Origin of the sequence: Paraburkholderia sp. BR10872, from assembly GCF_040965835.1 — a bacterium.
Lineage (GTDB): Bacteria > Pseudomonadota > Gammaproteobacteria > Burkholderiales > Burkholderiaceae > Paraburkholderia > Paraburkholderia nodosa_A.
Window position 1 is genome coordinate 21,343 of sequence record NZ_JBFRCN010000046.1, and the last position, 19,483, is coordinate 40,825.

18 protein-coding genes are annotated in these 19,483 nt (G+C 64.9%); 10 read left to right on the forward strand and 8 right to left on the reverse strand.

Going from position 1 to position 19,483, the window contains the following annotated elements:
* Position 1: 1 nt before the first annotated feature.
* The 6 genes from AB4Y43_RS29320 (at position 2) to lpxC (ending at position 6,313) form a co-directional block, all read left to right on the forward strand.
* A complete protein-coding gene (locus AB4Y43_RS29320; RefSeq protein WP_069268490.1) occupies positions 2 to 943 on the forward strand; it encodes a D-alanine--D-alanine ligase in 942 nt (313 codons plus the stop codon).
* Between the two features lie 60 nt (positions 944 to 1,003).
* Complete coding sequence (locus AB4Y43_RS29325; protein ID WP_069268491.1) at positions 1,004 to 1,759, forward strand: cell division protein FtsQ/DivIB; 756 nt, start codon at positions 1,004 to 1,006, stop codon at positions 1,757 to 1,759.
* Between the two features lie 27 nt (positions 1,760 to 1,786).
* Positions 1,787 to 3,019, forward strand: a complete 1,233-nt coding sequence (ftsA, locus tag AB4Y43_RS29330; protein WP_042270315.1) for a cell division protein FtsA — start codon at positions 1,787 to 1,789, stop codon at positions 3,017 to 3,019.
* Between the two features lie 141 nt (positions 3,020 to 3,160).
* On the forward strand, positions 3,161 to 4,363 hold the full coding sequence (gene ftsZ / locus AB4Y43_RS29335; protein ID WP_028207795.1) for a cell division protein FtsZ: 1,203 nt from the start codon (positions 3,161 to 3,163) through the stop codon (positions 4,361 to 4,363).
* A gap of 263 nt (positions 4,364 to 4,626) precedes the next feature.
* Positions 4,627 to 5,136 carry a peroxiredoxin gene (locus AB4Y43_RS29340; protein WP_028207796.1) on the forward strand — a complete coding sequence of 170 codons (510 nt, stop codon included), beginning with the start codon at positions 4,627 to 4,629 and terminating at the stop codon, positions 5,134 to 5,136.
* 259 nt (positions 5,137 to 5,395) lie between these two features.
* Positions 5,396 to 6,313, forward strand: a complete 918-nt coding sequence (gene lpxC, locus AB4Y43_RS29345) for a UDP-3-O-acyl-N-acetylglucosamine deacetylase (protein WP_028207797.1) — start codon at positions 5,396 to 5,398, stop codon at positions 6,311 to 6,313.
* A 98-nt stretch (positions 6,314 to 6,411) separates the two neighbouring features.
* On the opposite strand, the gene AB4Y43_RS29350 is transcribed toward lpxC, so the two are convergent.
* The gene (locus AB4Y43_RS29350) at positions 6,412 to 6,885 is read right to left on the reverse strand and encodes a DUF721 domain-containing protein (RefSeq protein ID WP_069268493.1); all 474 of its coding nucleotides are present in this window, start codon (positions 6,883 to 6,885) and stop codon (positions 6,412 to 6,414) included.
* A 342-nt stretch (positions 6,886 to 7,227) separates the two neighbouring features.
* Between AB4Y43_RS29350 and secA the strand changes: the two genes are divergently transcribed.
* The 4 genes from secA to AB4Y43_RS29370 all read left to right on the forward strand — a co-directional run bounded on the left by secA (position 7,228) and on the right by AB4Y43_RS29370 (position 12,714).
* A complete protein-coding gene (gene secA / locus AB4Y43_RS29355) occupies positions 7,228 to 10,032 on the forward strand; it encodes a preprotein translocase subunit SecA (RefSeq protein WP_069268494.1) in 2,805 nt (934 codons plus the stop codon).
* A 120-nt stretch (positions 10,033 to 10,152) separates the two neighbouring features.
* A complete protein-coding gene (gene argJ, locus AB4Y43_RS29360; protein ID WP_368729393.1) occupies positions 10,153 to 11,394 on the forward strand; it encodes a bifunctional glutamate N-acetyltransferase/amino-acid acetyltransferase ArgJ in 1,242 nt (413 codons plus the stop codon).
* Positions 11,395 to 11,413: 19 nt separating this feature from the next.
* A complete protein-coding gene (locus AB4Y43_RS29365) occupies positions 11,414 to 12,286 on the forward strand; it encodes an ATP-binding protein (RefSeq protein ID WP_069268496.1) in 873 nt (290 codons plus the stop codon).
* Complete coding sequence (locus AB4Y43_RS29370) at positions 12,283 to 12,714, forward strand: NUDIX domain-containing protein (RefSeq protein WP_368729394.1); 432 nt, start codon at positions 12,283 to 12,285, stop codon at positions 12,712 to 12,714. The genes AB4Y43_RS29365 and AB4Y43_RS29370 overlap by 4 nt, the downstream gene beginning before the upstream one ends.
* A gap of 96 nt (positions 12,715 to 12,810) precedes the next feature.
* Here the strand turns inward: AB4Y43_RS29370 and AB4Y43_RS29375 are convergent, their stop codons facing one another.
* The 7 genes from AB4Y43_RS29375 to AB4Y43_RS29405 all read right to left on the reverse strand — a co-directional run bounded on the left by AB4Y43_RS29375 (position 12,811) and on the right by AB4Y43_RS29405 (position 19,417).
* Positions 12,811 to 13,005, reverse strand: a complete 195-nt coding sequence (locus AB4Y43_RS29375) for a DNA gyrase inhibitor YacG (RefSeq protein ID WP_069268498.1) — start codon at positions 13,003 to 13,005, stop codon at positions 12,811 to 12,813.
* Between the two features lie 49 nt (positions 13,006 to 13,054).
* Positions 13,055 to 13,810, reverse strand: a complete 756-nt coding sequence (gene zapD / locus AB4Y43_RS29380; RefSeq protein WP_028207804.1) for a cell division protein ZapD — start codon at positions 13,808 to 13,810, stop codon at positions 13,055 to 13,057.
* A gap of 128 nt (positions 13,811 to 13,938) precedes the next feature.
* A complete protein-coding gene (gene coaE / locus AB4Y43_RS29385; protein WP_368729395.1) occupies positions 13,939 to 14,559 on the reverse strand; it encodes a dephospho-CoA kinase in 621 nt (206 codons plus the stop codon).
* 4 nt (positions 14,560 to 14,563) lie between these two features.
* Positions 14,564 to 15,481, reverse strand: a complete 918-nt coding sequence (locus tag AB4Y43_RS29390; RefSeq protein WP_368605973.1) for an A24 family peptidase — start codon at positions 15,479 to 15,481, stop codon at positions 14,564 to 14,566.
* Positions 15,482 to 15,509: 28 nt separating this feature from the next.
* On the reverse strand, positions 15,510 to 16,730 hold the full coding sequence (locus AB4Y43_RS29395; RefSeq protein ID WP_368605974.1) for a type II secretion system F family protein: 1,221 nt from the start codon (positions 16,728 to 16,730) through the stop codon (positions 15,510 to 15,512).
* Complete coding sequence (locus AB4Y43_RS29400; protein WP_368729396.1) at positions 16,727 to 18,013, reverse strand: GspE/PulE family protein; 1,287 nt, start codon at positions 18,011 to 18,013, stop codon at positions 16,727 to 16,729. The genes AB4Y43_RS29395 and AB4Y43_RS29400 overlap by 4 nt, the downstream gene beginning before the upstream one ends.
* Positions 18,014 to 18,097: 84 nt before the next feature.
* A complete protein-coding gene (locus AB4Y43_RS29405; RefSeq protein WP_083245610.1) occupies positions 18,098 to 19,417 on the reverse strand; it encodes an HlyC/CorC family transporter in 1,320 nt (439 codons plus the stop codon).
* Positions 19,418 to 19,483: the final 66 nt, after the last annotated feature.

A 19,483-nucleotide genomic window follows, 5' to 3' on the forward strand; every position in this document is an offset into this window, starting at 1 on the left:
CATGAGCAGTATCGATCCGAAACAATTTGGCAAGGTCGCGGTGCTGTACGGCGGCGTGTCCGCTGAGCGCGAGGTATCGCTCAAGTCGGGCACGCTGGTGCTGCAGGCGCTGCAGAGCGCCGGCATCGACGCGCATCCGTTCGACCCGTCCGAGCGCCCGCTTTCCGCGCTCAAGGACGAAGGTTTCGTGCGCGCGTTCAACGCACTGCACGGCGGCTACGGCGAGAACGGCCAGATCCAGGGCGCGCTCGACTTTTACGGCATTCGCTATACGGGCACGGGCGTGCTCGGCTCCGCGCTGGGGCTCGACAAGTTCCGCAGCAAGCTCGTGTGGCAGCAGCTCGGCATTCCCACGCCGCCGTTCGAAGTGGTGTTGCGCGGCGACGACTACGCGGCGCGCGCGCCGCAGATCGTCGCGAAGCTCGGCCTGCCGCTCTTCGTGAAGCCCGCGAGCGAAGGCTCGAGCGTGGCCGTGATCAAGGTGAAGGCGGAAAGCCAACTCGTGCCGGCGCTCGAAGAAGCCGCGAAGTTCGACAAGATCGTGCTGGTGGAAAAGAGCATCGAAGGCGGCGGCGAGTACACCGCGTGCATCGCGGGCGACCTCGATCTGCCGATCATCAAGATCGTGCCGGCGGGTGAGTTCTACGACTACGACGCGAAGTACATCCTCGACACGACGCAGTATCTGATTCCCTGCGGCGTCGCGCCGGAGAAAGAGGCGGAACTGAAGAAGCTCGCGCGCCGCGCATTCGACGTGCTCGGCTGCACCGACTGGGGCCGCGCCGATTTCATGATGGACGGCGCAGGCAACGCGTACTTTCTCGAAGTGAACACGGCGCCGGGCATGACCGATCACTCGCTGCCGCCGAAGGCCGCGCGCTCGGTAGGCATCGAGTATCGCGATCTGGTGGTGCGCGTGCTGGCACAGACGCTAAAAGATTGAACCCCTGATTAATCTCTGACCGACGAATTGCCGAACCGGTAGTGAACCGACAATCTCGAAATGTGGAATAACGTACGCCAGCTCAACCTTGCCGCCAACGCGTTGCACGCGCTGCTCGCGCTCGCGCTGCTGGCGGCGGGCTGTTACTGGCTCGTGCAGCGTCCGAACTTCGCGCTGCGAGAGATCCGCATCGAGGGCGATACCGAGCACATCAATTCGCCCACCGTGCGTGCGAGCGTGGTCGGCCGGCTGAAGGGCAACTTCTTCACGGTCGATCTCGATACGGCGCGCGCCGCGTTCGAGCAGATGCCGTGGGTGCGTCATGCGAGCGTGCGCCGCGTGTGGCCCAACGCATTGGCTGTCACGCTCGAAGAGTACAAACCGCTGGGCACGTGGGGCAGCGATCAGCTCGTGAGCACGGACGGCGAGCTGTTCACGGCGAACCAGGGCGAACTCGACGAAGAGTTGCCCGCGTTCGACGGCCCCGACGGCACCGCGCCCGAGGTGGTTGCGCGCTACCGCGACCTGGAGAAGTGGTTCGCGCCGCTCGGGCTCACGCCCGACGAAGTGACGCTCTCGCCGCGTTACGCATGGACGGTGAAGCTCTCGAACGGCATGCAGGTGGAGCTGGGCCGCGAGCGCAACGCCGACACACTGAGCGAGCGTTCGCACCGCCTCATCGCGGCATGGTCGGCGGTGACGCAACGTTGGGGCAAAGCAATCGAATACGCGGACTTGCGTTATCCGAACGGGTTTGCGATAAGGGCGGCCGGTATGCGCTTCATCAGTGACACGCCCGCTCCGGGCAAGAAGTAACAGGACATCACACGCAACGAGCACGATATGAGTAAAGACTATAAGGATCTGCTGGTCAGCCTCGACATCGGGACGTCGAAGGTGGTGGCCGTCGTCGCCGAATTGAAGGGCGAAGGCCACTACGAAGTGATCGGTCTCGGCCAGAGCGAATCGAAAGGTCTCAAGAAGGGCGTGGTGGTGAACATCGAGGCCACTGTGCAGTCTATCCAGCGAGCGCTCGAAGAAGCGGAACTCATGGCCGACTGCAAGATCACTAACGTATTCACCGGCATTGCGGGCAGCCATATTCGCAGCTTCAACTCGAGCGGCATGGTTGCCATCAAGGAGAAGGAAGTCACGCAGGCGGACGTCGCGCGCGTGATCGAAACGGCGAAGGCGATCAACATCCCGACCGACCAGCAGGTGCTGCATATCCTCACGCAGGAATTCATCATCGACGGCCAGGAAGATGTGCGCGAGCCGATCGGCATGAGCGGCATCCGTCTGGAAGTGAAGGTGCATATCGTGACGGGCGCGGTGAGCGCGGCGCAGAACATCGTGAAGTGCGTGCGCCGCTGCGGTCTCGAAGTGAACGACCTCATCCTGCAGCCGCTCGCTTCGTCGCTGGCGGTGCTGACCGAGGACGAGAAGGAACTGGGCGTGGTGCTCGTCGACGTCGGCGGCGGCACGACCGACATCGCGATCTTCAGCGAAGGCGCGATTCGCCATACCGCGGTGATTCCGATCGCGGGCGACCAGGTGACGAGCGACATCGCCATGGCGCTGCGCACGCCCACGCCCGACGCGGAAGATATCAAGGTGAGCTACGGCATCGCGAAGCAGGCGCTCGCCGATCCGGACGAGATGATCGAAGTGCCGGGGCTGGGCGAGCGCGGTCCGCGCACGCTGTCGCGCCAGGCGCTTGCCGCCGTGATCGAGCCGCGCGTGGAAGAGCTTTTTTCGCTCGTGCAGCAGGTGGTGCGCGAGTCGGGCTACGAGGAACTGTTGAGCTCGGGCGTCGTGCTGACGGGCGGCGCCGCGATGATGCCGGGCATGGTGGAGCTGGGCGAGGACATTTTCCTGAAGCCGGTGCGCATCGGCGTGCCGGAATACGCAGGCGGTCTGGCCGACGTGGTGCGCAATCCGCGCTACTCGACGGCGATGGGCCTGCTCGTCGAAGGCCGCTCGCAGCGTATGCGCGGGCGCAAGGTTGCAGTGCAGTCGGGGTCGATGGGCCAGGTCTTTTCACGCATGAAGGACTGGTTCCTCGGCAACTTCTGACGACAGAAGTCGCAGGACAGAAGGCGAAGTACAAGCTTCGAAAATCGCGCTGGTGACGGCGGCTAGCGCGCAGTGGAAGGTTGCCCGATCTTCCACTGGATAACGGCCGAGGAGCGGAATCTTTTTCTTGACGGAGGCAACATGGAATTCCAGATGCTGGAAACCGAAACCAACGGCACCATCATCAAGGTGGTAGGCGTTGGTGGTGCGGGCGGCAATGCCGTGCAGCACATGATCAACCGCGGCGTGCAAGGCGTCGATTTCATCGTGATGAACACGGACGCACAGGCGCTCTCGCGCTCGCGTGCATCGGCCGTGATTCAACTCGGCAACACGGGCCTCGGCGCCGGTGCGAAGCCGGAGATGGGCCGCGCGGCAGCAGAAGAAGCCCGTGAGCGCATCGCCGACGCACTGCGCGGCGCGCACATGGTGTTCATCACCGCCGGCATGGGCGGCGGCACCGGCACGGGCGCAGCCCCGGTCGTTGCGCAGATCGCCAAGGAGATGGGCATTCTCACCGTTGGCGTGGTGAGCAAGCCGTTCGAGTTCGAAGGCGGCAAGCGTATGCGCGTGGCGGAAGCCGGCTCGCAGCAACTGGAGGATCACGTCGACTCGCTGATCGTCGTCCTGAACGACAAGCTGTTCGACGTGATGGGCGATGACGCCGAGATGGACAAGTGCTTCCAGTGCGCGGACGACGTTCTGAACAACGCAGTCGCAGGCATCGCCGAAATCATCAACGTCGACGGTCTCGTGAACGTCGACTTCGAAGACGTGAAGACGGTGATGGGCGAGCAGGGCAAGGCGATGATGGGCACGGCGACGGTCGCCGGCGTCGATCGCGCACGCCTCGCGGCGGAACAGGCCGTGGCGAGCCCGCTGCTCGAAGGCGTCGATCTGTCGGGCGCGCGCGGCGTGCTGGTCAACATCACGTCGAGCCGTTCGCTGCGTCTGTCGGAAACGCGCGAAGTGATGAACACCATCAAGAGCTATGCTGCAGAAGACGCGACGGTGATCTTCGGTGCGGTGTACGACGACGCGATGGGCGACGCTCTGCGCGTGACGGTGGTGGCAACGGGCCTCGGCCGCGCTGCGAAGAAGCAGCAAGCCGCGCCGATGCAACTGCTGCGCACGGGCACGGACAACCAGCCGATCCCGGCTCCGGCGGGTTCGTACGCACCGCAGCACAGCGGCCACGGCAACACGGCCGACTACGGCGCGCTCGACACGCCGGCAGTGTGGCGCACGTCGCGCGACACCGCGGCTTCGCACGTGCAGGCGCTGCAGGAAAAGGGCGTCGACACGTACGATATCCCGGCGTTCCTGCGCAAGCAGGCGGACTGACACGCGAGCCGATCTGACTGCGGCAGGGCACGTGTTGCCCTCGCCCGCAGACAGACAGCGCGCTGCGTAGCAATGAAGGCGAGCAGGACCAGCAAGGCCGCATCCGCGAGGATGCGCGGCAGGGACGGTTGCCCGCCACGCGTTGAGCGTGGGGGAAAGGCGCGGTGTCGCCAGGCGTTCCTGTGTAACCTTGGAGTACATCGTTGCCCAACATTGCACGACGCCAGCGCGACACGCTTGCGCATCGTTGCGAAGGACGAGTCATGATCAAACAGGGTGAAACGCTGCCCGAAGCGACCCTCTTCGAGTTCGTCGAAGACGCGCGCGAGGGTTGCACGCTGGGGCCGAACAGCTTCGACGTGCAAAAGGAAGCGGCGGGCAAGCGCGTGGTGATCTTCGGATTGCCGGGCGCATTCACGCCAACGTGCTCCGCGAAGCACGTGCCGGGTTACGTCGAACACTTCGACGCGCTGCGCGCGGCGGGCGTCGACGAGGTCTGGTGCGTGTCCGTCAACGACGCGTTCGTCATGGGCGCGTGGGGACGCGATCAGCGTACCTCGGGCAAGGTACGCATGATGGCCGACGGCAGCGCAGCGTTGACTCGTGCACTCGGACTGGAGCAGGATTTGTCGGCGCGTGGCATGGGAATCCGCTCCCAGCGCTATGCGATGGTGGTCGACGACGGCGTGGTCAAGACGTTGCACGTCGAAGCACCCGGCAAGTTCGAAGTGAGCGATGCTGCGAGCATACTCGCCACGTTGACCCGCGCATGAGCGCGTTCGCGGGCGCGGCGTTGCCCCGAAGCAACGTGCACCTGCGGCGTAAATGTGACGGGCCATTACGTGAGCCCAGCGGGCCGATTACCCCGGGAACGCCTCCGTTCCGGGCATCGGCCCGCGCTCCATCCCCATTGGGTAACACGGGGAAACAGTTTGTCACGCCGGTGAAAACGACGGACTCGGCGCAACTGGAGTATAATTCGTGCTATGAATTAAAAAGTCCCGATTGGGATTTTCAATGAGCAAGAAGACCATGTTGAAGCAGCGAACCATCAAATCAATCGTGAAGACAGTCGGCATCGGCCTGCATTCGGGGCGCAAGGTCGACCTGACGCTCCGTCCGGCGGCGCCGAACACGGGCATCGTGTTTTCGCGCGTGGATTTGCCGACGCCGGTGGACATCCCCGCATCGGCGATGGCGATTGGCGATACCCGCCTCGCCTCGGTGCTGCAGAAAGACGGCGCACGTGTCTCGACGATCGAGCACCTCATGTCCGCCTGCGCAGGCCTTGGCATCGACAACCTCTACGTGGATGTGACCGCCGAGGAAATTCCGATCATGGACGGCAGCGCGGCTTCGTTCGTGTTCCTGATTCAGTCGGCGGGTATCGAGGAGCAGAACGCTCCGAAGAAGTTCATCAAGGTCAAGAAGCCCGTGGAGATCCGCGACGGCGACAAGTTCGCACGTCTCGAGCCTTACTTCGGCTTCAAGCTCAAGTTCACGATCGACTTCCGCCATCCGGCTGTCGACAAGACGGGCCAGGCGCTCGAAGTGGACTTCGCGAATACCTCGTACGTGCGTGAAATCGCGCGCGCCCGCACGTTCGGCTTCGCGCACGAAGTCGAGATGATGCGCGAGCTCGGCCTCGCGCGCGGCGGCAGCATGGACAACGCCATCGTGCTGGACGAGTACCGCATTCTGAACAACGACGGCCTGCGCTACGACGACGAGTTCGTGAAGCACAAGATGCTCGACGCGATCGGCGATCTGTACGTGGTCGGCCATCCGCTGCTGGCAGCGTACGACGCATACAAGTCGGGCCACGGCCTCAATAACGCGCTGCTGCGCGAGCTGCTCGCGAATGAGGACGCCTACGAGATCGTCACGTTCGACGATCCGCAGAAGGCGCCGCGCGGCTTCGGCTACGAGGCACAGACCGCATTCGCCTGAGTTTCGAGCGTATAGGCAGTAAAAAGGGCAGCGATATGCTGCCCTTTTTCTTTTTGCGCGGCTTCGTGAGCGCGGTCGCGAGCCCTGGGCGCACCGGATCAGCGCTTTTTCATGTGGCGCGCCGCCATCTTCGCGAGGGCTGCCTGCAGCGGCGAGGCCTCGAGCGTTTCGCTCAGCGCCTGAAGCGCTGCCGCGCCAACCGGCGTCATGCGCGCCTGCTTGGGCGGTGCCGGATCTTTCACGGCCTGAGGACGTACGCGGATGCGCACGCTGTTCAACGCCCAGCCGCGCGCCTGCAGATCGGCCACGAGCCGCGGCTCCAGATGCCGCAACCGCGCGGCGAGCGCGTTGTGCGCAGTGAAGAGGGCCAGCGTGCCGTCCTTGATGAAGCCGGGCTCGACGCTCGCCGCGAGATAGTCGGGCAGCAGCGCATTCAGGTCGCGCTGGATCGCCGCGATCTGCTCCACGCCGGCGCGCAGCGGCGCGAACGCGTCCGTGCGGCTCAGCACTTCGGCGAGCGGCTGGGGGGCGCGTGGTCCCCTGGACCTTGAAAACGGCGAGAAACGGCTCATGTGGCGTAAGGATGGGCGAGCGCGCAGGCGGCACTGCGATCTCGTCATTGTAGCCTGCGCACCGCTCATTCAAGCGCCTTCAGGCCATTCGGCCAGGGCCGCATCGCGGCCCTTCGCCGCCCGGCGGGAAGGCCGTCCGTGCGGGCACCGCGCGCGCCAGAGCCGTCTTCGCGCTGACACAGGCGGGTGAGGGCGCGTGCTAAAATGCCCGATTCGAATCCACCATTTTGGGCTAAAGCCGCCGAGGTCCCGCCGGTCCGGATGCGTAGTGCACACCCTGCACAACCCGCTGAACCCACCCTCAGGAATCCCGGCCGAAGCCGCGACGCAGACACCGATCCGATGACCACCGGTTTCTTACAGAAAATCTTTGGCAGCCGCAATCAGCGCCTGATCAAGCAATATCAGAAGACGGTCGCGGCGATCAACGCGCTCGAACCGAAGATCGAGCAGTACACCGACGAGCAGCTGCGCGCGAAAACGGCCGAGTTCCGCGAGCGCGTGGCCAAAGGTACATCGCTCGACGAACTGCTGCCCGAGGCGTTCGCCGTTTGCCGCGAGGCGAGCAAGCGCGTGCTGAAAATGCGCCACTTCGACGTGCAGCTGATCGGCGGCATGGTGCTGCATTACGGCAAGATCGCTGAAATGCGCACCGGCGAAGGGAAGACGCTCGTCGCCACGCTGCCCGTCTACCTGAATGCGCTGTCGGGCCGCGGTGTGCACGTCGTGACGGTGAACGACTACCTCGCGCAGCGCGACGCCGAATGGATGGCACGCCTCTACAACTTCCTCGGTTTGTCCGTCGGCATCAACCTGTCGCAGATGGACCACGCGACGAAGCAGGAAGCGTACGCCGCGGACATCACCTACGGCACGAACAACGAGTTCGGCTTCGACTACCTGCGCGACAACATGGTCTACGAGACCGAGGCGCGCGTGCAGCGTACGCTGAACTTCGCGGTGGTCGACGAGGTGGACTCGATCCTGATCGACGAAGCGCGTACGCCGCTCATCATCTCGGGCCAGGCCGAAGACCACACCGAACTCTACGTGCGCATGAACGCGCTGCCGCCGCTGCTCGAGCAGCAGATCGGCGAAGAGAAGGCCGACGGCACGGGCGTGGAAAAGCCGGGCGACTACACGCTCGACGAAAAGGCGCGCCAGGTGTTCCTCACGGAATCGGGCCACGAGAAGGCCGAGCGCATGCTCTCCGAGTGGGGCCTGATCGGCCAGGGCGAAAGCCTCTATGCGCCGCAGAACATCACGCTGATGCACCATGTGTACGCCGCGCTGCGTGCCCACACGCTGTTCCACAAGGACCAGCACTACGTGGTGCAGAACGGCGAAGTCATCATCGTCGACGAATTCACCGGCCGTCTGATGGCCGGCCGCCGCTGGTCGGACGGCCTGCACCAGGCCGTGGAAGCGAAGGAACACGTGAAGATCCAGAGCGAGAACCAGACGCTCGCTTCGATCACGTTCCAGAACTACTTCCGCATGTACGCGAAGCTCTCGGGCATGACGGGTACGGCCGACACCGAAGCGTACGAATTCAACGAGATCTACGGCCTCGAAACGGTGGTGGTCCCGACGAACCGGACACCCAAGCGGATCGACAAGCAGGATCAGATCTACAAGACGGCGAATGAACGCTACGACGCCGTGATTCGCGATATCCGCGAATGCTACGAGCGTGGTCAGCCGGTGTTGGTCGGCACGACGTCGATCGAAAACTCGGAGCTGCTTTCGAACCTGCTCACGAAGGCCGGTCTGCCGCACGAAGTGCTCAACGCGAAGCAGCACGCGCGTGAAGCCGCGATCGTCGCTGAAGCGGGCCGTCCGCAGCGCGTCACCATCGCCACCAACATGGCAGGCCGCGGTACCGACATCGTGCTGGGCGGCAATGCGGAGAAGCAGGCAGCGTTTATCGAAGCCGACGAAGCGATTCCCGCCGACGAAAAGGCGCGCCGCATCCAGCAACTGCACGACGAGTGGCAAACGCTGCACGATCGGGTAAAGGCCGCGGGCGGTCTGCACATCATCGGCACCGAGCGTCACGAGTCGCGCCGGATCGACAACCAGCTGCGCGGTCGTGCGGGCCGTCAGGGCGACCCGGGCTCGTCGCGTTTCTATCTCTCGCTCGAAGACCCGCTGCTGCGCATTTTCGCGGGCGACCGCGTGCGCGCGATCATGGACCGCCTGAAAATGCCGGAAGGCGAGGCGATCGAGGCGGGTATCGTCACGCGTTCGATCGAGTCGGCGCAGCGCAAGGTCGAAGCGCGCAACTTCGACATCCGCAAGCAGTTGCTCGAATACGACGACGTCTCGAACGATCAGCGCAAGGTGATCTACCAGCAGCGCAACGAACTGCTCGAAGCGCATGACATCACCGAAACGATCGGCGCGATGCGTCATGGCGTGATCACCGACATCGTGCGCCAGTTCGTGCCGCACGGCAGTATCGAAGAGCAGTGGGACGTGCCCGAGCTCGAAGAAGTGCTGCGCAACGAATGGCAGCTCGACCTCGCGATCCAGGAGATGATCAACGAGTCGTCGTCGATCGATGCCGATGAAATTCTCGAGGCCGTGCTCGCCGCGGGCGACGAAGCTTACGAGCAGAAGGTGGCGCTCGTGGGCCGCGAATCGTTCAGCGCGTTCGAGCGCTCGGTCATGCTGCAAACGCTCGACCGCAGCTGGCGCGAACACCTCGCGGCGCTCGACCACCTGCGTCAGGGCATCCATCTGCGCGGCTATGCGCAGAAGAACCCGAAGCAGGAGTACAAGCGCGAGGCGTTCGAACTGTTCGCCGCGATGCTCGAAGCCGTGAAGCTCGAAGTCACGCGTATCGTGATGAACGTGCAGATCCAGTCGCCGGAGCAGCTCGAACAGGCGGCCGAGCAGATCGAAGAGCAGGGCCATCATGTCGAGAACGTCGAGTTCCGCCATGCCGAATTCGCCGAAGCCGACGCGGCGCCGGCTCCGGCGGCTGCCGCACCGGTGGCTGCCGACGCCGCCGCTGCAATGGTGGGCGCGGCCATGAGCCATACGCCGCCGGTGGGCAGCGAAATGCCGAAGGTGGGCCGCAACGATCCGTGCCCGTGCGGCAGCGGCAAGAAGTACAAGCAGTGTCACGGCAAGATCGCGTGACGCAGGCTTGAACGTAGATTTCGGTGGCCCGCTTCCCATGGCGGGCCTTGCGTTTTGATTCCCGATGCCGGCCAGGCTCCAGCGCCCTGGCCGGCATCGCCATTTCGACAGGTCGCCACCATGGCTGTCAATTTCCCCTCGATTGATCCCGCACAACTTCATCCGGTCGCGGGCGTGACGCTCGGCTGGGCGGAAGCCAACATCCGCAAGCCCAATCGCAAGGACGTCCTGGTGATCTCCGTCGACGAAGGCGCGAGCGTGGCCGGCGTGTTCACGCTGAATCGCTTCTGTGCCGCGCCGGTGACGGTGTGCCGCGAACATCTCGCGAAGGTGCGCGCGGGCGGCAAGGGCATTCGTGCGCTGGTGGTGAACACCGGCAACGCGAACGCGGGCACCGGCGAGCCGGGCATGAAGCACGCCCGCGAGACCTGCGATGAACTCGCGCGCCTGGCCGGCCTCGAGTCCTCGCAGGTGCTGCCGTTCTCGACCGGCGTGATCCTCGAGCCGCTGCCGATCGACCGTTTGAAGGCGGGCCTTCCCGCCGCGCTGGCGAATCGCCGGGCCGCGAACTGGTACGACGCCGCGCAGGCCATCATGACGACCGACACGCTGCCGAAGGCCGTGTCGCGCCAGGTCACGGTCGACGGCCACACCATCACGTTCACGGGCATCAGCAAGGGCGCGGGCATGATCAAGCCGAACATGGCGACCATGCTCGGCTTCCTCGCTTTCGACGCGAACGTTGCGCAGCCCGTGCTCGACGAACTCGTGAAGTACGTGGCCGACCGCTCGTTCAACTGCGTCACCATCGACGGCGATACCTCGACCAACGACTCGTTCATCATGATCGCCTCGGGCAAGTCGAGCCTGCCCGCGATCACGTCGACGGACACGCCCGCTTACGCCGCGCTGTGCGACGCCGTGACGGCCGTCGCCCAGGAACTCTCGCAGCTCATCGTGCGCGACGGCGAAGGCGCAACCAAGTTCATGACCGTGCAGGTGGAAGGCGGCAAGGACGTGGCCGAGTGCCGCCAGATCGCTTACGCGATCGGCCATTCGCCGCTCGTGAAGACGGCGTTCTACGCATCGGACCCCAACCTCGGCCGTATCCTCGCTGCGATCGGCTATGCCGGCGTGACGGACCTCGACGTCGACAAGATCGACCTGTATCTCGACGACGTGCTCGTGGCGAAAGCGGGCGGTCGCAACCCGGACTACCGCGAAGAAGACGGTCAGCGCGTCATGAAGAAGAGCGAGATCCTGATCCGCGTGCTGCTCGGCCGCGGCGACGCGCAGGCCACGATCTGGACCTGCGACCTCTCGCACGACTACGTGAGCATCAACGCGGATTACCGCTCCTGATTTCAAGCGCGCTCACCACATGGACAAGCTCGAACAGTTTCTGACCCGCGCCGAAGCGCTGCTCGGCCGCCTCGAAGCCGTGTTGCCGCCGTCGGCACCCGATGTCGACTGGAACGCGGCCGTCGCGTTTCGCTGGCGCAAGCGCCAGGGGCGCGGCTTCCTGCAGCCGGTGCCCGCGATCTCGCTGATCTCGCTCGACGACCTGCAGAACATCGACCGGCAGAAAGATCTCATCGACCGCAACACGCGCCAGTTCGTGCAGAAGAAGCCCGCGAACAACGTGCTGCTCACCGGCGCGCGCGGCACCGGCAAGTCGTCGCTGATCAAGGCCTGCCTGAACGCGTACGCGCAACAGGGCCTGCGCCTGATCGAAGTCGACAAGGACGATCTGCATGATCTCGGCGATATCGTCGATCTCATCTCGACGCGCCCCGAGCGCTTCATCGTGTTCTGCGACGATCTCTCGTTCGAGGAAGGCGAATCGGGCTACAAGGCGCTGAAGGTGGCGCTGGACGGCTCGGTGGCCGCGCAATCGGACAACGTGCTGATCTACGCGACCTCGAACCGGCGCCATCTGCTGCCCGAGTACATGAGCGACAACGAGACGTACAAGCACATGCCCGACGGCGAGATTCATCCGGGCGAAGTGGTGGAAGAAAAGATCTCGCTGTCCGAGCGCTTCGGGCTTTGGGTGAGCTTCTATCCGTTCAAGCAGGACGACTATCTGACGATCGTCGCCCACTGGCTGCGCCATTTCGGCTGCGACGACGCCGAAGTCGAATCGGCGCGCGGCGACGCACTCGTCTGGGCGCTGGAGCGCGGCTCGCGTTCGGGCCGCGTGGCGTGGCAATTCGCACGCGACTGGTCGGGCAAGAAGGCGCAAGAGGCATGAGCGCCGAGGCCAACAGCGCAAACGACGCTTCCGCAACGACGCGCCCCGTGACGGAAGTCGCGGTGGGCGTGCTGGTGCAGCCCGATGGCCGCTACCTGCTCGCCCAGCGCCCCGAAGGCAAGCCTTATGCAGGCTACTGGGAGTTTCCGGGCGGCAAGCTGGAAGCGGGCGAGAGCGTCGAAGCGGCGCTCGCGCGCGAGTTGCACGAGGAACTGGGCGTCGACGTGAAGGCGTGCCACCTGTGGCACACGCTCGAACACGACTACCCGCACGCCTACGTACGGCTCTACTTCTGCAAGGTGACCGAGTGGACCGGCGAGCCGCACGGTCGCGAAGGTCAGGCGTTCGTCTGGCAGTCGCTGCCGGCGAGCGTCGAGCCGCTCTTGCCTGCGACGATTCCTGTGCTGGAGTGGCTTGCGGCGGAATAACGGCCTACGAGGCCGCCACGATGCAAAAGGCCGCTGTGCATCACGCACAGCGGCCTTTTTTTCGCCTGGCGCAAGCGCGTCGCGGCGCTTTAATCGTTATTGGCGCGTATCCGTGGGCGGCGCGTCTTCCGGCGGCGTTTCATCGTCGGCGCCGCCAATACGGTACTTTTCGGCTGCCCATGCACCGAGATCCATTTGCTTGCAACGCTCGGAGCAGAACGGCCGGAAGCGGTTCTCCGGCACCCAGCGGACTTCCTTGCCGCAGCTCGGACATTTGACGACAGTGGTCATGCGATAGAACTTGGTTTGCGTTGAGTCTGGCCTGGCGACGCGTTTGCTTTCACAGGCTGCACAGCGTGAGCTGGAACGGCACGTCCTGATCGACGGCTCGCGGACGCAGATCGCCGTCCTGCACGGTGAAGCGCACCCACAGCATGTACTTGTTGGCGCTCGCTTCGGGAATCATGCGCAATTCCGGTGCCACGCGTACCTGCATGAGCTGATACGCACGGCCCGACAGCATCTGCTGATAGCTGCCCTGCATCGCCATCACCTTCGACGCCTGGCCCGACTCGCGCGCGAGACGCAGCACGATGGCGGCGGCGTCGCGCAACGGCAGCAGCGGCGTGACCCACTTCGCGATGTCCTGACGGCGTTGATCGGGATGCAACTGTTGCCAGGCGTAATACGACGGCAAATCGAACTTGCAGGTGCCACCGGGAATGATCGCGCGGCTGCGGATGCTCGTGAGCCACTCGTTGTCCATCAGATGCTGGCCCGTCTTGCCTTGCATCTGCGTGAGGCCGGCGAGCGTTTGCTCGATTTCGCCCAGCACGGTTTCGAGCGCATTCTGCTCGATGCCGGGATTGCCGCGAAACGGCGCGAGCGTTTGGCGCTGCCGCTCGAGTTCCTTCATGAGATCCGACTTCAGATCGGCGCGGCCTGCGACTTCGGCGATTTCGAAGAGCGTCGTGAGCGCGACGTGATGTTCCCTCGGATCCTCCTGGGTCAGGAAAAACGTGAAGCGCTCGAACAGGTCTTCGAGGCGCAGCAGCGTTCGGATTCGCTCGTTGAAGGGATACTCGTAAAGAATCAAGCGCGCTCGCCTCGGGCGTGGTAGGTGACGGATTGCAGGACATTCTAATGCCGTGGGACCACGGTCGCAATCGCGCCGGCCCGGCGCTATGCCGATGTGACCCGCTAATCGCGCGCCGATGGCGCGTTTTACGTCTTGCCGGCCTTTTCGGCCGCGAGCCTGAGATACGTCTGATGCAATGCGTCGACGTCTTGATCGAGCGATTCGAGCGTCGCGCCGTTGTCGTTTACCACCACGTTGTCGGCGGCCGCGAGGCGTGCCTCGCGCGTGGCCTGCCGCGCGATGATCGCGAGCACTTGCTCACGTGCGAAGCCGTTACGGCGCATGACGCGCTCGATCTGCGTTTCCACGCTGCAATCGACGGCGAGCACGCGATCGACACGCGTCTTCCAGGTGCCCGACTCTACGAGCAGGGGCACGACCACGATGACGTAAGGCCCGCTGGCCTCTCGCGTTTCGCGTTCGGTCTCGGAGCGGATCAGCGGGTGCGTGATGGCCTCGAGCCGCTTGCGCGCGGACTCGTCGCCGAACACGAGCGCGCGCATGCGCGCGCGGTCCATCGAGCCGTCGGGCGCGACGAATTCAGGGCCGAATTCCGCAGCGATCTGCGCCATCGCGACGCCGTGCGGCGCGGTAATGCGATGCGCGATGAGATCGGTGTCGACGATCGTTACGCCGCGCGCGGCAAAGCCATCAGCAACCGTGGACTTGCCGCTACCGATGCCACCCGTCAATCCGACCGCGAACATTTGATCAGTTCCCCCACGCAAATACGCCATACAGCGGTGTGCCTGCAAACAATGTGACGAGCGCGCCAGCGGCCAGATACGGGCCGAACGGCAACGGTTCTTCGAAACGCATGCGTCCCGTCAACGTAGCGATGATGCCGACGAGCGCGCCGGCCACTGCGGCGATCACGACGATCTGCGGCAGCGCGCTCCAGCCGAGCCATGCGCCGAGCGCGGCGAGCAGTTTGAAGTCGCCGTGGCCCATGCCTTCCACGCCACGCAACAGCCTGAAGACCCAATAGACGCACCAGAGCGCCAGATAACCCGCAACCGCTCCGATCACCGCTTCGCGCAGCGTGACGAAGGTGCCGGCAAAATTGACCAGCAACCCGGCCCACAGCAGCGGCTGCGTGATCTCGTCGTGCAGCATCTGGTGTTCGAGGTCGATAGCGCTTGCGGCGATGAGCGTGGCGCACAGCGCGAAGGCGGCGAGCGCCTTGCCGGTGGGCCCGAAGGCGAGCAATGCGCCGACCGCGCAGGCCCCGCTCGCGATTTCGATGAGCGGGTAGCGCACGCTCACGCGCGCATGACAGTGCGAGCAGCGCCCGCGCAGCGCGAGCCAACTGAGCACAGGGATGTTCTCCCAGGCGCGCAAGACGTGGCCGCAGTGCGGGCACGCGCTGCGTGGGAGCCAGAGGTTGTAGCGCGCGGGCAACCCGTCTTCTTCGAAGAGCGGACCGGGCGTGCCGGTCGCTTCGGCCACATCGGCGCGCCACGCGCGCTCCAGCATGATCGGCAGCCGGTGCACGACGACGTTGAGAAAGCTGCCGATGACGAGCCCGAACGCAATGGCGAAGACCATGAGCACGCCGAATGGCAGACCGGCGAGAGCGGCTGCGAGCGGCGTTGCGGTATCGGGCGCGGACAGGAGTTGGGCGGGCATGAGACGGAACCGGAATCTGGCAGCGATGCTACACCACGTTGCCCAGTTGAATGATGGGAAGATACATCGCGACGACGAGGCCGCCGACCAGCGCACCAAGCACGACGATCACGAGCGGCTCGCACAGGCTCGATACGAGCGCGATCTTTTCGTCGACCTGACGGTCGGCGAGCGAGGCCACATCGAGCAACATCGCGTCGAGCGCGCCCGATTCTTCCGCAACCGCAACGGGCTGAACCACATCGGCCGGAAAGCATCCCGCCGCGCGCATGGCTGCGGCGAGCCGCTCGCCGTGCCGCAGGCGCTCGCTGATACCTGCGCTCGCGCGATCGAAGAATGCGTTGCCGCTTGCGTGCGCGAGCGAATCGAAGGCGTCGGCGAGTGGCGTGCCGGCGGCGAGGAGCGTGCCGAGCGCGCGGCTCCAGCGGGCGGCGCACAGCGTTGTGAGCAGCGTGCCGCAAAGCGGGAGCTTCAGCAGCGTGCGTCCGAAAGCGATGCGCGCGGTTTCCGAGCGGCGCAAGGCCGCTTGCATGGCGAGCGCGCCGGTGGCTGCAGCTACGGCGGCCGGCACGCTCCAGCGCGCGGCGCCCGCCGACAGCATCAGCACGATTTGCGTGGGCGCGGGCAGTGCGGCGCCGAAGCCGTCGAAGATCTGCTTGAACGTGGGTACGACCCAGACCAGCAACGCCGCGGTAATGACAAGCGCAAGCAGCAGCACCGCGACGGGGTAGGTGAGCGCGGCGCGCACTTTGGCGCGCTGGGCAGCGGCACGCTCGCGGTCGTCGGCGAGGCGGGCAAGTACGGCGGCGAGCGCTCCCGAGGCTTCGCCGACGGCAACGAGCTGGCAATACAGCGCGTTGAAACGCGCCGGATGTTGCGCGAGTGAGTCGGCGAAGCGCAGTCCGCCGGCGATGTCGCGCGCGAGCGCCGCGGCAATGCGCGGCATGCCGTTCGGCCCGGGCGAGAGCGCGAGCAGTTCGAGCGCGTTCGCAAGTGGCAGGCCGGCGCGCAGGAGGCTCGCTAGCTGGCGTGTAAAGCACGTGACGTCCGCGTGGCGTGCTTTAGGCGCGCCCGCGCTCGACCTGCGCTCGATGGCGAGCACAGTGATGCGCTCGCGCTTGAGTGCGTCGCGCACCGCCGCGGCGTCGAGCGCGATCAGTGTGCCACGCCTCGTCGCGCCCGATGCATCGAGACCGCGCCACGCGAAGCGCCACTCGGATGGGCCTTGAGGGGCGTGCGCAGCGCTCATGGCGCATCCGTTGCGACAAGCGCTTCGGCGAGGCTCGTGGTGCCGTCGCGCACGCGCGCGAGCGCCGCGTCGCGCAAGGTTGCGACACCGCTTCTGCGTGCTTCCCGAGCGATTTCGTGCGCGCCGCGCCTTGTGACGATCAGGTCGCGTATGGTTTCCGAGATCGGCAAGACCTCGTGGATTCCCACGCGGCCGCGATAGCCGATGCCGTGGCAAGCCTCGCAGCCGCGCGCGACATAAGGCTGCATCATGTTACCGCCGTGCGTGGTCAGGCCTGCCGCGACGAGCGCCGCCGGCGAAGGCTCGCCGCGCACGCGGCATTGCTGACATAGCCGCCGCACGAGGCGTTGCGCCGTGACGAGCCGCAGCGAGCCTGCCAGGTTGTACGGCTCTACGCCGATGTCGACGAGCCGTGCGCAAGCCGCGCTGGCGTCGTTCGTGTGCACGGTCGAGAGGACGAGGTGGCCGGTCTGCGCGGCCTTGACGGCCACGCTGGCGGTTTCTTCGTCGCGAATCTCGCCGATCATGATGACGTCGGGATCCTGGCGCAGCAGCGCACGCAGTGCCACCGCAAAGGTGAGCCCGGCCTTCTCGCGCACGTTGACCTGATTGATGCCCGCAAGCTGGATTTCGGCGGGATCTTCCACCGAGCAGAGATTGTGTGCCGTGCCGTTGAGCCTTTGCAGGAAACAGTAGAGCGAGAGCGTCTTGCCGCTGCCGGTAGGGCCCGTGACGAGGACAAGACCATGCGGCGCGCCGATCGCGTCGGCTACGGCGTGCTGTTGCGCTTCATCGAGCCCGAGTTCGGCTAGCGACAGTTCGGCGGGAAGCGCTTCGAGCCTGCGCAAGACGAGCTTTTCGCCATGAAGTGTGGGCAGCGAATTCACGCGATAGTCCTCGGCGGCTTGCGACGCCCCCGAGAGTGCGAGCCGCAGCCTGCCGTCCTGCGGAATGCGCCGTTCGGCGATGTCCATGCGGGCGAGCACCTTGATGCGCGTGACGAACGCATCGCGCAGATGCGCGGGCGGCCGCGCCATTTCGTGCAGTACGCCGTCGATGCGCAGACGCACGCGCCAGCCGTGTTCCATCGGCTCGATGTGCAGATCGGAGGCGTTGCGCCGCGCGGCTTCGCGCAGCGTTTCGGAGAGCAGCCGAACGGCGGGTGCGTCGTCTAGCTGCGGTACAGAGACAGGCGCAGATGTGCGCGCCGTCGAGCCACCACCCGTACCGCCTTCGGCAACCGCGGCGGCGAAAGGGCGCGCACGATAAGGAGTAGAAAGCATCGACATGCCGGCGCGAAGCCGCCTCGAACAGATGACGCCTTCATCATGGCGCGAGGCGCACTGCGCCGCCACCCGGCCGAACGGCTAACGTCCCGGCAGCAGCTTCTTCGCCTTTTGCAGCGTGCCCTGGCGCGGCTTGGCGCCGGGTTTGAAGAGCTTGACCGTGCGTACGGCCTGGTCGTCGCTGCGTAGCACTTCGAGCTTCACGTCGCCGATCTGCAGGCACACGTCGCCTTCGGGAATCTCTTCGAGCACTTCGAGGATCAGGCCGTTGAGCGTCTTGGGCCCATCCGTGGGCAGCTTGATATGAAGCCAGCGATTGAGTTCGCGCAAAGGCATGCTGCCCGGCACGATACATTCGCCTTCGTCGTTCCAGCCGCCGCGTCCGGTGCCGCTGCGCGGCATCGAGGTGGTGAATTCGCCGATCAGCTCCTCGATGATGTCTTCGGGTGTCACGAGTCCTTCCATCTCACCGTACTCGTTCACGACGAGCGCGATGCGATGGCGGCTTTCCTGGAAGTACTGAAGTTGCTGGAATCCGGGCGTGCCCGTGGGCACGAAGTACGGCTCGGCGAGCAGTTCGCGCAGCGTCTCGCGCTCGAATTCCTGGTTGTGCAGCGCGGCCAACGTCTTGCGCACATGCAGCACGCCGAGCACCCGGTCGATGTCGCCTTGATAGACAATCAGCTTGTTGTGATAGCAGGTCTCGAGCTGATGCAGGATGTCTTCGAGCGGGGCGTCGTAGTCGAGCGCCTCGATGCGCCGGCGCGGAATCATCACGTCGTCGACGGTGATGTTCTCCAGGTCGAACAGGTTGAGCAGGATGCTGCGGTGCTTGGTCGGCATGAAGCTGCCCGACTCGAGCACGATGGTGCGCAACTCCTCGGTGGAAAGCCGCTGGTCATGCGCCTTGTGCGTATTGATGTGCAGGATGCGCAGGATGGTGTTCGCAAACATGTTGACGAACCAGATGAGTGGCTTCGTCACACGCATGAGCGGCGCGATCAGGAGGCTCGCGGGCAGCGCGATTTTTTCCGGAAACGTTGCACCCACAATCTTCGGCGTGATTTCCGCGAACACGATGATGAGGAACGCGACGATGCCCGTCGCGATCGAGAGCACGAGGTTATTGCGGCCGAACGTATGGAGCGCGATCGAGGTCGTGAGGACCGGGATGATGGTGTTGAAGAGATTGTTGCCGATCAGGATCACCGAAAGCAGCAGGTCGGTGCGCGCGAGCAGCTTCTGGGTGGTCTTCGCGCCGAGCGTGCCGTGATTGGCGAGGTATTTGAGCCGATGGCGATTGAGCGCCATCATCGCCGTTTCGGAGATGGAGAAGAAGCTGGAGCAGATGAGCAGGACGAAGACGGCGCAAATCTGCGCCCATAAGGGAAGGTGGTCCACGCGTCGAGACAATGAGGGGGGCGGATGGGGAAACTATAACAGAGGGGTACCGCAGTTCCAGGGCGG